Genomic DNA, 12,410 nt, shown 5'->3' with positions numbered 1-12,410 from the left:
GCGGTCGGGGCCTACGGTGGGAACCCCGTCGACCGGAGGTGACGACCGTGGCCCGTCCGATGCCCCTGCCCGAGCCGCGACCGCTGCTCCACCCGCTCCGCACACCGGGATCGGCCCGCAGCGCGATCCGCCGGCTCCCACACCACCGCATGCGAGTGACGATCGACCACCAGCCACTGGCCGGCATCACGCCGCCGATGCTGCTGTGGTGGTTCCGCCACATCGGCGACGAGGTCCACTACGCGGGGGAGCGGATGTCGGGCTACCTGGCGTGGCACCCGCTCGACCACATCGCCTGGGAGCTGGCTCGGCCGGCACCGGGAGGCGGGGCCGACGAGGGGGCGAGATATCGCATCGTCGAGGCGTTCGGCCGGGACGAGCGCTTCCGCGTCGACTCCGTCGAACGCGTCGAGCGCCTCGACGAGACCGGCATCCGCCTCGTGCGCCGGGTCGCGGGGACGAAGGTCTTCCAGCTCGAGCACACGTGGTCGTGGGGACCGGACGGTGCGCACTACGTCAGCGTGATGGACCTCGGCGCACGTCTCCCGGTGTTCGCGCCGGTCAACCACCACCTCACCACCCGCGTCTTCCCGCTCGCGATGGCCGAGGCATGGGTCCGACACAACGTCGAGGAGGTCGGTGTCCTCGAGCACCTCCTTCCCGACATCCTGCGCCAGCGCCCCGACGAAGCCGAGAGGCTCGGCGTCTAGGTCCGCCTCCCTCAGCCCACCAGCACGACGTGGAGCGTCCGCGGCCCGTGGACGCCCTCGACCCGGTCGAGCTCGATGTCGCTGGTCGCGGACGGGCCGCTGATCCAGGTGAGCGGGCGGGCGGGGTCGAGCAGGGCGATCGCGTCGGGCACGTCGGCGACGACCTGGCTCGCGTCGACGATGCACACGTGCAGGTCGGGGACGAGGGTGATCGCGCGGCGGCCCTGGTCGTCGGCGTGGTCGAGGACGATGGTGCCGGTCTCCGCGATGCCGACGGCCGCGCGGGTCACGACCGCGTCGAGGTCGTCGAGCTCGGCGGCGGTGAGGCCGTCATCGATCAGCGCGCCGGGCACGTCCAGGCCGAGACCGGGAGGTACGACCGCCCGCGCTGACCCGAGGACGTCGCGGACCACGCGCTCCACCTCGTCGGCGGCACAGCGGGTCACGACCGCGCGGTAGTCGGCGACCCGCTCGGCGAAGAGGTCGGCGAGGTCGCCGCGGTCCGGGGCGCGAGGGGCCGGAGGAACCTCGACCACCGGCGACACGCCGTCCAGTGCCGAGCGGACACGCCGCAGGATCTCGTCGCGGGCGCTCACCTGCGGCCCCCGTCCGTACGGTCCCACCACGCGCGGAACGACTCTTCGGGTGGCGCGGGCAGGTCGCGTGCACCGGTCCACCCGGCCGCGGGTCCGGGGAGCCGGCCGGCCGCGGCGCGCCCGCCCGGGAGGGACGTACGGGAGAAGCGGCCGATCACCCGACCGGCCAGGCCGGAGGCGCGCTCGGCCCACGCGAGGCGACGGGCGTCGGAGAACGCCCAGGCCGCGGCCTTCATCGCCAGCGCCTCCGGCTTGGGGAGGCGGTCGCCGCGGTGCTGGTCGACGACCGCAGCGCGCTGGTCGACCAGCACCGAGGGGATGTCGATGCGCACCGGGCAGACGTCGAAGCACGCGCCGCACAGCGACGAGGCGTACGGCAGGGAGGCGGTCTGCTCGTCGGCGACGCCGTGGAGCAGCGGGTTGAGGATCGCGCCGATCGGGCCGGGGTAGACCGAGCCGTACGCGTGCCCGCCGACGCGCTCGTAGACCGGGCACACGTTGAGGCACGCCGAGCAGCGGATGCAGCGCAGCGCCTGGCGGCCGACATCGTCGGCCAGCGCGCGAGTGCGGCCGTTGTCGAGCAGCACGACGTGCACCTCCTGCGGGCCGTCGCCGGGAGTCACGCCGGACCACGTCGAGGTGTAGGGGTTCATCCGCTCCCCGGTCGACGATCGGGGCAGCAGTCGCAGCAGCGGGTCGAGGTCGGCCCAGGTGGCAACGACCTTCTCGATCCCGACGACGCTGACCAGCACCTCGGGCAGCGTCAGGCACATCCGCCCGTTGCCCTCGGACTCCACCACCACCAGCGTGCCGGTCTCGGCGACCGCGAAGTTCGCGCCGGACACCGCGACCTTGGCACGCAGGAACTTCTCGCGCAGGTGCGTGCGCGCCGCGGCCGCCAGGATCGCCGGCTCGTCAGTCAGGTCCGCCGGCGCGGGACGGCCCACGTCACCCATCCGCCGCAGGAAGATCTCGCGGATCTCCGCACGGTTGCGGTGGATCGCGGGCACGAGGATGTGGGAGGGCAGGTCGTCGCCGAGCTGCACGATGAGCTCGGCCAGGTCGGTCTCCCAGGCCGCGATCCCCTCGGCCTCGAGCGCCTCGTTGAGGCCGATCTCGGCGGTGGCCATCGACTTGACCTTGACCACCTCGTCGACGCCGTGGGCCTTCGTGACCGAGGCGACGATCGCGCACGCCTCCTCCGCGTCACGCGCCCAGTGCACCGTCGCACCGGCACGGGTCAGCGACGCCTCGAGTGTCTCGAGGTGCGTGGCGAGGTCGCGCAGTGCGACCTCCTTCACGGCCGCCCCCGCGAGCCGCAGCTCCTCCCAGTCCTCGACCTCCGCGACCACCTGGGCGCGCTTGTCACGGATCACCCGGGTCGCATGCGCCAGGTTGCGGCGCAGCTGGGTGTCGCCCAGCGCCTCGCGCGCGGCGGTCGGGAACGCCGGCATGCCGACGAAGGTGCCGCTCATGCGTCCATCCCCTCGTCGTCCTCGGTCGCGGCAAGGACCTCGGCCAGGTGCATGACCCGTACGCCCGCGCGCTGGCGCGAGAGCATCCCGCCGACGTGCATGAGGCAGGAGTTGTCACCCGCGACCAGCACCTCGGCGCCGGTGTCACGGACGTGGCGCGCCTTGTCGGCGCCCATCGCGATCGAGGTGTCCGCGTTCTTCAACGCGAAGGTGCCGCCGAAGCCGCAGCACTCGCTCGCGTGCGGCAGGTCGACCAGCTCGACCCCGCGTACGGCCTCCAGCAGCCGTCGCGGCCGGTCGCCCACGCCGAGCATCCGCAGGCTGTGGCACGTCGGGTGGTAGGTCACCCGGTGCGGGAAGTAGGCCCCCACGTCCGTCACCCCCAGCACGTCGACCAAGAACTCGGAGAGCTCGTGGGTCCGCGGGCCGGTCTCCGCGACCGCCGCCACCAGCGCCGGGTCGCCCGAGCGCTCCGCCACGATCGAGTGCTGGTGCCGCGCCGAGCCCGCACACGACCCCGACGGCGTCACGATCGCGTCGTAGCCCGCGAACGCGTCGACGAACGTCCGCACCACCGGCACCGCCTCGTCGAGGTAGCCGGTGTTGACCATCGGCTGCCCGCAGCACGTCTGCGCACGCGGGAAGTCGACCTCGACGCCGAGACGGCGCAGCAGCCTCACGACCGCCTTCCCCGTGTCGGGGAACATGGCGTCGTTGACGCAGGTGACCTGGAGGACGACCCTCACGCCTCGGCATCCTGCCACGCGACGTCCGCTGCCACGTCGTCACCGGTGCGCGGCGCGCCACTCCCGCCACCGGCGGTCGAGGTCCTGGGCGTCCTCCTGCAGGAACCGGAAGTAGTCGCGGGTCTCCTCGACCCGCTCGCGCCCCGGGGAGCCCTCGGGCAGCAGGTCGACGGCCTCCTGGACGGACTCGATGATGACGTCGAGGACGGGCAGCCGCGCGGCCTGGATGGTGCCCCAGATGTCACCGTCGCGGACCCGGAACAGGTCACCACGACCGGCCGGGTTGCGCTCGCGTACGACGAGGTGGGTGTCGGAGAGGTACCTGACGGCGCCGGAGATCGCAGCCGGGGACACGTCGAGCCCCTGGGCCAGCTCGGCGGCGGTGTAGACGGACTGGTCGTCGGCCAGGATGAAGGCGAAGACGCGGGCGGGCATGCGCTGCAGGCCCATCGTCTCCAGGGTCTGGCCGAGCCGTTCGACGGCACGCGCTAGGTCGCTCACACCGCTCACTATATAGTCTTCACAAGTTTGTGAAAGTTGTGCCACACTCGGGACATGTCTGTCATCGAGCTGCACGACGTCGTCAAGACCTTCGGTGCCACCCACGCGCTCGACCACCTCGACCTGACGGTCGAGCAGGGCGAGGTGCACGGGTTCCTCGGCCCCAACGGCGCTGGCAAGTCCACCACCATCCGCGTCCTCCTCGGCCTGCTCAAGGCCGACTCCGGCACGGCGACCATGCTCGGCGGCGACCCGTGGCACGACGCCGCGACCCTGCACCGCCGGTTGGCCTACGTGCCCGGGGACGTGTCCCTCTGGCCGAACCTGAGCGGTGGCGAGGTCATCGACGTGCTCGCCCGGATGCGCGGCGGCCTGGACGAGGCACGCCGCAGGGAGATGCTCGAGCGGTTCGACCTCGACCCGACGAAGAAGGCGCGCACCTACTCCAAGGGCAACCGCCAGAAGGTCGCGCTCGTGGCCGCGCTCGCCAGCCGGGCCGACCTCTACCTGCTCGACGAGCCCACCTCCGGGCTCGACCCGCTGATGGAGGCCGAGTTCCAGGAGGCCGTCTTCGAGCTCAAGGACGAGGGCGCGACCATCCTGCTCAGCTCCCACATCCTGGCCGAGGCCGAGGCGCTCGCCGACCGCATCAGCATCATCCGCGCCGGACGGGTCGTGCAGTCCGGGACCTTGGCCGAGCTGCGCCACCTCACCCGCACCACCGTGATCGCCGAGACCGACCGGCCCGCCACCCAGATCGCCGCCGTGCCGGGAGTCCACGAGCCGGAGCTGCACGGCAACAGGGTCACCTTCGACGTCGACTCCGACCACCTCGACGCGGCGGTGACCGCGCTCGCCGGCCTCGGCGTACGCTCCCTCGCCGCGCACCCGCCCACGCTGGAGGAGCTCTTCCTGCGCCAGTACGGCGAAGACGTGCCCGCATGAGCACCTCCCCAGCAACCAGCTCGGTGACCGGCGTCGGCCACCTGCTGCGGCTCATCCTGAGGCGCGACCGGGTGCGGCTGCCCGTCTGGGTGGTCGGGCTCGGCGGCACCATCGTCGCCAGCGCGCTGGCCGTGCCCCCGCTCTACGACACCCCCGAGAAGATCGCGGGGTACGCCAGGATCGTCGGTGCCACCCCGGTCAGCTACCTCATGTCCGGACGCCAGGTCGGGCTGGACACCCTCGGCGGGATCGTGGCCAACGAGATCTCCCAGGTCGCCCAGCTCGGCGTCTGCCTGATGGTCGTGTTCCTCGTCGTGCGGCACACCCGCGCCGAGGAGGAGTCCGGGCGGGCCGAGCTGCTCCGCTCGACCGTCCTGGGCCGGCACGCCGCCACGCTCGCCGGGCTGGCCTACGGCTTCGCCGCGGCGCTGCTCATCGGTGCCATCACGGCGATCTCGATGCTGGCGGCCGGGCTTGACCTCGCCGGCACCCTCACCTACGGCACCGGGCTGGCCCTGCTCGGCGTGGCGTACACCGCCGTCACGCTGGTCGCCGTCCAGCTGTCCACGTCGGCCCGCGGTGCGCTCGGCCTGGCCGGTGCCGCCGTCGCCGTCGGCTACCTGGTGCGCGGGCTGGGTGCGGTGGAGGACAACGCGCTCGTCTGGCTCTCCCCCTTCGGCTGGGCCCAGGGCATGGACGCGTTCGGCGACGAGCGTTGGTGGCCCGCCGGGCTCCTGCTCGGGTTCACCGCGCTCCTGCTGGCCCTGGCGGCCCGGCTGATGGCGCACCGCGACTTCGGCGGCGGGCTGCTCACCACCCGGCCCGGCCCCGCGCGCGCCGGGTGGCTGCTGAGCACGCCGTTCGGGGTCGCGACCAGGATCCAGCGCGGCCTGCTGATCGGCTGGGCCGTCGGGCTGTTCCTGCTGGGGATGCTGTACGGCGCGGTCATCCCCACTGTCCCGGACCTCATCGCGTCAAACCCGGAGATGGCCGACTTCGTCGGCGCGTCGGGCCAGGCCGCCGAGGACGCGCTCGTCGACGCCTTCCTGGGCTACATGTTCCTGTTCATGGCCGTCATCGCGTGCGGCTTCGTCGTCTCGTCCGTGCTGCGTCTGCGCTCCGAGGAGGAGGCGGGCCGCGCCGAGGTCGTCCTCGCGACCCCGGTCAGCAGGACCAGCTGGATGGCCGCGACCACCGGTGTCGCGCTCGTCGCCGCCACCAAGCTGACCGTGATCATGGGGCTCGGCCTCGCCGTCGGCTACGGCCTCGCCAGCGGCGAGTGGGACCAGGTCGTCCCCCAGGTCGCCGGCCAGCTCGCCTACCTCCCCGGCGTCCTCGTCGTCGGCGCGCTCGCCGCGGCGCTGTACGGCCTGATCCCCCGCGGGACCGGGCTGGCGTGGGCCGCGGTCGCGCTCATCGCCGTGCAGGTCATCCTCGGCCAGCTCCTCGGTCTCCCCGACGCCGTCCAGGCGGTCTCGCCGTTCTGGCACCTGGCCGCGGTGCCGGTCGACGACTTCGAGGTGGTCCCGTACGTCTCCCTGCTCCTGCTCACGGCCGCGCTCGTCGCGGCGGGACTGTGGGGCTACCGGCGGCGGGACGCGGTCGCGGGCTGACTGGGCGGTCGCCGGTAGCGTCGCCGCATGGGTCGAGACCAACGCGCGCCGCGGTGGCGCGCCATCCTCGTCCAGCTGGTCGTCTTCGCGTGCGTGGGCGGTGCGTTCAACGTGCTGTACGGACTGCTCTACGTCGTCCTGCGGGAGGGGCTCAGCGCGCAGCCGGCCAACGCCCTCGCGCTCGTCCTGTCCACCATCGCCGGCACCCTGGGGCACCGCAGGGTCACCTTCGGCGTACGCGGGTGGGACCGGACCGTGGACCACCAGGCACTCGGGCTGGGACTGCTGGCGTTCAGCCTCGCTGTCACGGCCGGCTCCCTGTGGCTGCTCCAGGCCGGCGTCGACACCCCCTCACGGACGCAGGAGGTGGCGGTGCTGGTCGCGAGCAACCTCGGCACCGGGTTGGTGCGGTTCGCTGCCTTCCGGGTCGCGATGGTGACCGGACCGGACGCAGAAGACTCCCCCGGGGTCTCGGGTCCCCGGGGGAGTCGGAGCCGCCTGTCGGAATCGAACCGACGACCTAGTCATTACGAGTGACTCGCTCTACCGACTGAGCTAAGGCGGCGTGGCCTGCCGAGCACGCTCGGTGGACCGCGGGCGAGTATACGGAGCGCCCCGGCCGGGACCGAAATCACGGGTGGGGACGTGTGGGACGGCTGGCTAGTCTCGCGGAGACCGATCGTCTTTCAACCAGGAGGATCCATGCCCACTCGCACCGCACGCACTGCCTGGAACGGCGGCCTGCAGGACGGATCCGGCAAGGTCGAGCTCACCAGCTCCGGCGCCGGCACGTTCGACGTCGACTTCCCCAGGCGCGCCGCCGACGACGCCGCCGGGACGACCAGCCCCGAGGAGCTCGTGGCGGCCGCGCACTCGGCGTGCTACGCGATGTCGCTCTCCAACCTCGTGACCGAGGCCGGCGGGACGGTCCACGCACTCGACGTCTCTGCCGACGTGACGCTCGGCCCCGACAAGGAGGCCGGCGGTTTCAAGCTCACCGGCATCACGCTGACCGTGCGGGGCGAGGTCGAGGGGCTCGACGAGGCCGGCTTCTCCGAGGCGGCTGACAAGGCCAAGGCCGGCTGCCCGATCAGCAAGGCGCTCGCCGGGGTCGAGATCACGCTCGACGCCGCGCTGGAGGGCTGAGCACCCGACCGCTCCAGCGTCATACGGACCCGCCCCTATGGGTGCGGGTCCGTATGACGCTGGGACAGGACTTCCGGCGCCTCGGCGGCCTCGCGCCGCAGCTCCGCGAGCCGCTCGCGCAGCTCGGGGTCGCGCATCACCTCCGCGACCGTCGGGCAGTCCTGCGGGCCGGTGGCGCCGGGCACGCACAGGCTGCACATGTCACCCGGCCGCAGCGGGCAGCGCGCGTCGACGTACGCCATGCCTGCACGCTAGGCAGCGGTCGACCGCCCACCACAGGGCCGAAGGTCCCGCCAGCCGATCAGCAGGCGGTGCCGTCCTCCGGCACCTCGCCGTCGAGGAGGTAGTCCTCGACGATCGAGTCGATGCACTCGTTGCCGGCGTTGTAGGCCGTGTGGCCGTCGCCGTCGCGCTCGACGAGCACGCCGGAGTCGAGCTGCGCCGAGAGCGCGCGGGCCCACTTCAGCGGGGTGGCGGGGTCGCGGCTGGTGCCGAGGACCAGGATCGGCGCGGCGCCCTCGGCGCGGATGTCGAGCGGCTCCTCGCTGGAGGCCACGTCGATGCCGCGGCAGCCGGTCATGCCCCAGGCGAAGATCCGGCCGAAGGTCGGCGAGGCCTCCTCGAACTCGTCGAACAGCGACGGCACCTCGGCGAACGGCACCGACGTGGGGTCGTCGAGGCAGTTGATCGAGTAGTTGGCCTCGATCGTGTTGTCGGCGTAGGAGCCGTCGGGGTTGCGCGAGGCGTACGCGTCGGCGAGGTCCATCAGCGCCGAGCCCTTGCCCTCCAGGGCGGAGGCCAGCGCGGTGCTGAGCAGGAACCAGTAGTCACGGTTGTAGAGCGGCGTGATGATCCCGTAGAACGCGTTGCCGACCGTCAGCTCGCGGTCGCCCGCGGGGAGCGGCTCGTCCTCGATCTCCTCGAGCAGGCCGGTGATCGTGGCGAGCCCCTCGTCGACGCTGTCGCCGAGGAAGCAGTTGTCGGTGGAGTCGAGGCAGTTCTGGACGTAGGCCCGCAGGGCGGTCTCGAAGCCGGTGGCCTGCTCGAGCGCGAGCGACTGCGAGTCGAGGCCGACGTCGACGGCGCCGTCGAGGACGAAGCGGCCGACCTTGTCGGGGAACAGCTCGGCGTAGGTCGCCCCGAGCTTGGTGCCGTAGGAGGCGCCGAAGTAGCTCAGCTGCTCCTCCCCCAGCGCCGAGCGCAGCACGTCCATGTCGCGCGCGGCCTCGGCGGTGGTGACGTGACCGACGATCGGCCCGGACCCGGCGACGCACTTCTCGCCGAACGACAGCACCGAGGCGCGGTAGGCGGCCTGCTCCTCGGCGGTGTCGGGAGTCGGGTCGCCACCGAGGTAGGCGTCGAGCTCGGCGTCGCTGAGGCAGTCGACCGGCGCGGACCGCCCGACGCCGCGGGGGTCGAAGCCGACGATGTCGAAGCCGTCGAGCAGCGGCTCGCGGAAGACCTGGCTGCCGGCGGCGGCGTACGTCGTGCCGCGCGCGCCGGGACCACCGGGGTTGACCACGAGGGAGCCGACGCGCGACCCCCGCGCCGGGACCCGCAGGAGCGCCAGCTCGACGGTCTCCCCCTCCGGCTCGGCGTAGTCGATCGGCACCGTGAGGAGGCCGCAGTCGTGGTCGTCGTCGGTCTCGCAGGGCTGCCAGTCGATGCGCTGGGCGTAGAGGTCGGCGAGCGACGGGTCCGGCGCCTCGGTGACCGTCGCGGGCGGCGGCGTGGTCGGCGACGGCGTCGGACGGGTGCGCGGCTCGTCGGGCGTCACACCCTGGATCGCGAGGCCGACGGCGACGAACGCCGTGAGCGCGAGCGCGAGCACTGCCACGACCGCGACGACCCGGCGCATCAGCGGCCCCCGGGCAGCCGCAGGGCGACCGTCATGGACTCGAGGGCCAGCTGTGGGGGCACGTTGAACTCCAGCATCTGCTCGCGGGCGGTGAAGATCGCGTCGATCATCCGCAGCAGCTCCTCGGGCGACGCCGCGCGCGCGACGAGCTCGACGTCGCCGCGCAGCTCCTCGTTGACGAGCATCCCCGGGGCGCCGACGGACAGCGCGATGGCGTCGCGGTAGACCGAGACGAGGTCCATGAGGGCGCGGTCGATGACGTCGAGCACGCGCCGCTTGGCCTTCTGCTTCTGCAGCTTCTCCAGGCCGCCCAGGGCGGCGCGGTAGGACCGGCTGGTGGTGTCCTTGCGCTCGCTGCCGAAGATCGCCTGGAGCTCCTCGAGCTCGCGCTTCTCGGCGGCGGCGGTGATCGCCTCGGTCTCCTCCTTGGCGAGCTCGGCGAGGTTGGTCGCCGCGGTCATGCAGGAGCCCAGCGACGTGAGGCGGGCCGGGATGCTGATCACCTCGCGACGGCGCGTACGGGTCTCCTCGTCGAGCGCCAGCGCGCGGGCGCGGCCGATGTGGCCCTGGCTGGCGCGCGCGGCGAAGCCGGCCACCGTCTCGGAGATGCCGTCGTTGCGGTGCAGGAAGGCGGCCACGTCGTCGGTGCCGGGCGTCGAGAGCGTGAGGGTGCGGCAGCGGGAGCGGATCGTCGGCAGCACGTCCTGCACCGTCGGCGCGCACAGCAGCCAGAGGGTCTTGGGCGTCGGCTCCTCGATCGCCTTGAGCAGGGCGTTGCCGGTGCGGGGGTTCTCCGGGGTGCCGAGGCGGTCGGCGTCCTCGATGACCACGATCTGCCAGCGCCCGATCGCGGGGAACTTCGCCGCCGACTGCACCAGGTCGCGCATGTCGTCGACGTAGAGGACGGAGGTCTCGGACTTCACCCAGGTGATGTCGGGGTGCGATCCGCTGATGCCGAGCCGGCACGCCTCGCACGCGCCGCAGCCCGTCCGCGTCTCGCACTGCAGCGCGGCCGCGAAGGCACGCGCGACGTTGGAGCGACCCGACCCGGGCGGCCCGGTGAAGAGCCAGGCGTGGGTCATGCCGTGGCCGGCGGCGGCCTGCTGGAGCACCTCGATGGTGGGGCGCTGGCCGACGAGGTCGGACCAGACCGTGCGGGTCGGCTGGGTGGTCGGCGTCGTCATGAGCGCCCCAGCATCGGCTCGACCCGCGCCCGGATGGCCGCGGCGATCTCGGCGATCGGCGCCCGCGCGTCGAGGACGACGTAGTGGTCGGGGTCGGCGGCGGCGAGGTCGAGGAACCCTTGCCGCACGCGCTGGTGGAACTCCAGCGACTGGCCCTCGATCCGGTCGCGGCCGTCGAAGCGGCCCAGCCCCGCCTCCGGCTCGAGGTCGAGGACGACGGTCAGGTGCGGGCGCAGGTCGCCGGTGGCCCACCGGGCGACGGCCTCGACCTCGGCGACGTCGAGGGTGCGGCCGGCGCCCTGGTAGGCCAGGGTCGAGTCGACGTAGCGGTCGGTGATCACGACCTCGCCCCGACGCAGGGCGGGCAGCACGACGTGGTCGACGTGCTCGGCCTTGTCGGCGGCGTAGAGCAGCGCCTCCGTGCGGTCGGAGAGGTCGCCGGTGGCCGGGTCGAGGACGATGCGGCGCAGCTCCTTGCCGACCGAGGTGTCGCCGGGCTCGAAGGTGAGCAGCACGGTCTCGCCGCGCTCGACGAGCCAGTCGTGCAGCAAGCGGGACTGGGTGGACTTGCCGGCCCCCTCGCCGCCCTCGAAGCACACGAAGAGCCCGGACTCCGAATACACGCCTGCGTCCACGCAGCACACCCTACGGGCGGGGTGGGACAGGCACCGCCGTACGCCGGGCATCGGCCGCAAGCCAATCGCAAGGTCGGCCGCGCAGACTGCCGCCATGACCACCATCGACGGCCTCCCGCCCGGCCTCACCACGCGCCCGCTGACCCTCGCCGACGCCGAGGCGGTCCACGCCGCGATCGCCGCCGAGGAGGTCGTCGACCTCGGTGAGAGCGAGATGACGCTCGAGGACGTCGTCGCCGACTGGCAGCGACCGAGCTATGACATCACCGCCAGCACCGTGGGCGTCTTCGACGACGGCCACCTGGTGGCGTACGCCGACCACTCCGACACCGACGTCGCCTACACGGCCGTGCTGCCGACCCACCAGGGCCGCGGGATCGGCACCGCCCTCGCGGGCTGGCTGCAGGCCAAGGCGCGTGCGGCCGGGTCCACGAGGATCGGGACCCAGGTCCCCGAGGGCAGCGCCGCCGACCGGCTGATGCGCGACCTCGGCTACGAGGTCCGCTGGACCGCCTGGGACCTCGAGCTGCCGCCCGACCGCGAGGTCGACGCCCGCCCCCTCCCGTACGGGTTCGCGATCCGTGACGCCGAGGTGGCCGACCGCGAGGCCGCGTGGACCCTCGTCGAGGACTGCTTCCTCGAGTGGTCCGAGCGCGACCGGATGAGCCTCGAGGACTTCGGCGCCCGCGTCTGGGACCGCCCTGGCTACGAGCCGTGGAACCTCCGCCTGCTCGTCTCCCCCGGCGGCGAGGTCGTCGGCGCCACCCACGTCTTCCTGTCCGGCGACGGCGCGTACGTCGCCCGCATCGCCGTCCGGCCCGACCACCGCGGCCGCGGGCTGGCGCCGGCGATGCTCGTCGACGCGTTCGGCCGCGCGCGCGAGCACGGCGCCGTCCGCTGCTACCTCTCCACCGACACCCGCGCGGGCGCCCGCGGGCTCTACGAGAAGGTCGGCATGGAGGTCGCCTCCACCTGGGTCAACCGGGCCGTCACGCTCTGAC

The 12,410-nt window shown here is 73.0% G+C and carries 14 protein-coding genes and 1 tRNA gene; 6 read left to right on the top strand and 9 right to left on the bottom strand.

From position 1 onward, the window contains the following. Positions 1-47 precede the first annotated feature (47 nt). Positions 48-710, top strand: coding sequence for a hypothetical protein (locus IEZ24_RS12855; protein ID WP_207206740.1), 663 nt, complete (start codon positions 48-50; stop codon positions 708-710). Positions 711-721: 11 nt separating this feature from the next. On the opposite strand, the gene IEZ24_RS12850 is transcribed toward IEZ24_RS12855, so the two are convergent. Genes IEZ24_RS12850 through IEZ24_RS12835 form a run of 4 tightly spaced genes read right to left on the bottom strand, consistent with a single transcriptional unit; the run spans position 722 to position 4,028 of the window. Further along, positions 722-1,306, bottom strand: a complete 585-nt coding sequence (locus IEZ24_RS12850) for a LutC/YkgG family protein (RefSeq protein ID WP_129454242.1) — start codon at positions 1,304-1,306, stop codon at positions 722-724. Next, on the bottom strand, positions 1,303-2,781 hold the full coding sequence (locus IEZ24_RS12845) for a lactate utilization protein B (protein WP_129454241.1): 1,479 nt from the start codon (positions 2,779-2,781) through the stop codon (positions 1,303-1,305). The genes IEZ24_RS12850 and IEZ24_RS12845 overlap by 4 nt, the downstream gene beginning before the upstream one ends. Continuing rightward, the gene (locus tag IEZ24_RS12840; RefSeq protein ID WP_275938077.1) at positions 2,778-3,545 is read right to left on the bottom strand and encodes a (Fe-S)-binding protein; all 768 of its coding nucleotides are present in this window, start codon (positions 3,543-3,545) and stop codon (positions 2,778-2,780) included. Before IEZ24_RS12840 ends, IEZ24_RS12845 begins: the two co-directional genes overlap by 4 nt. Positions 3,546-3,566: 21 nt before the next feature. Further along, positions 3,567-4,028: a GbsR/MarR family transcriptional regulator gene (locus IEZ24_RS12835; protein ID WP_129454239.1), complete on the bottom strand. Its 462-nt coding sequence runs from the start codon at positions 4,026-4,028 to the stop codon at positions 3,567-3,569. A 54-nt stretch (positions 4,029-4,082) separates the two neighbouring features. Here IEZ24_RS12835 and IEZ24_RS12830 point away from each other — a divergent pair, with 54 nt between their 5' ends. From IEZ24_RS12830 to IEZ24_RS22555, 3 genes are read left to right on the top strand one after another with little or no spacing between them, the layout of a single operon-like run. Beyond that, positions 4,083-4,973, top strand: a complete 891-nt coding sequence (locus IEZ24_RS12830) for an ABC transporter ATP-binding protein (protein ID WP_129454238.1) — start codon at positions 4,083-4,085, stop codon at positions 4,971-4,973. After that, positions 4,970-6,586, top strand: a complete 1,617-nt coding sequence (locus tag IEZ24_RS12825; protein WP_129454237.1) for an ABC transporter permease — start codon at positions 4,970-4,972, stop codon at positions 6,584-6,586. The genes IEZ24_RS12830 and IEZ24_RS12825 overlap by 4 nt, the downstream gene beginning before the upstream one ends. Before the next feature lie 27 nt (positions 6,587-6,613). Next, positions 6,614-7,123: a GtrA family protein gene (locus IEZ24_RS22555; RefSeq protein ID WP_129454290.1), complete on the top strand. Its 510-nt coding sequence runs from the start codon at positions 6,614-6,616 to the stop codon at positions 7,121-7,123. On the opposite strand, the gene IEZ24_RS12815 is transcribed toward IEZ24_RS22555, so the two are convergent. Beyond that, positions 7,079-7,151 (bottom strand) — tRNA-Thr (locus IEZ24_RS12815). The genes IEZ24_RS22555 and IEZ24_RS12815 overlap by 45 nt on opposite strands. Before the next feature lie 137 nt (positions 7,152-7,288). On the opposite strand from IEZ24_RS12815, the gene IEZ24_RS12810 reads away from it, so the two are divergent. Further along, positions 7,289-7,732 carry an OsmC family peroxiredoxin gene (locus IEZ24_RS12810; RefSeq protein WP_129454236.1) on the top strand — a complete coding sequence of 148 codons (444 nt, stop codon included), beginning with the start codon at positions 7,289-7,291 and terminating at the stop codon, positions 7,730-7,732. Between the two features lie 35 nt (positions 7,733-7,767). Here IEZ24_RS12810 and IEZ24_RS12805 read toward each other — a convergent pair whose 3' ends face one another. Genes IEZ24_RS12805 through tmk form a run of 4 tightly spaced genes read right to left on the bottom strand, consistent with a single transcriptional unit; the run spans position 7,768 to position 11,409 of the window. Continuing rightward, entirely contained in the window at positions 7,768-7,974 is a 207-nt protein-coding gene (locus IEZ24_RS12805) for a DUF6767 domain-containing protein (RefSeq protein WP_129454235.1), read from the bottom strand. A 59-nt stretch (positions 7,975-8,033) separates the two neighbouring features. Beyond that, positions 8,034-9,590: an alpha/beta hydrolase gene (locus IEZ24_RS12800; protein WP_129454234.1), complete on the bottom strand. Its 1,557-nt coding sequence runs from the start codon at positions 9,588-9,590 to the stop codon at positions 8,034-8,036. Beyond that, complete coding sequence (locus tag IEZ24_RS12795; RefSeq protein WP_129454233.1) at positions 9,590-10,774, bottom strand: DNA polymerase III subunit delta'; 1,185 nt, start codon at positions 10,772-10,774, stop codon at positions 9,590-9,592. The genes IEZ24_RS12800 and IEZ24_RS12795 overlap by 1 nt, the downstream gene beginning before the upstream one ends. Continuing rightward, on the bottom strand, positions 10,771-11,409 hold the full coding sequence (gene tmk / locus IEZ24_RS12790; RefSeq protein ID WP_242498419.1) for a dTMP kinase: 639 nt from the start codon (positions 11,407-11,409) through the stop codon (positions 10,771-10,773). Before tmk ends, IEZ24_RS12795 begins: the two co-directional genes overlap by 4 nt. Before the next feature lie 94 nt (positions 11,410-11,503). Between tmk and IEZ24_RS12785 the strand changes: the two genes are divergently transcribed. Beyond that, entirely contained in the window at positions 11,504-12,409 is a 906-nt protein-coding gene (locus tag IEZ24_RS12785; protein WP_129454231.1) for a GNAT family N-acetyltransferase, read from the top strand. Position 12,410 lies beyond the last annotated feature (1 nt).

This window comes from Nocardioides ganghwensis (genome assembly GCF_014779655.1).
In the GTDB taxonomy this organism is placed as follows: domain Bacteria; phylum Actinomycetota; class Actinomycetes; order Propionibacteriales; family Nocardioidaceae; genus Nocardioides; species Nocardioides ganghwensis.
This window is presented reverse-complemented; position numbering and strand designations above follow the sequence as displayed.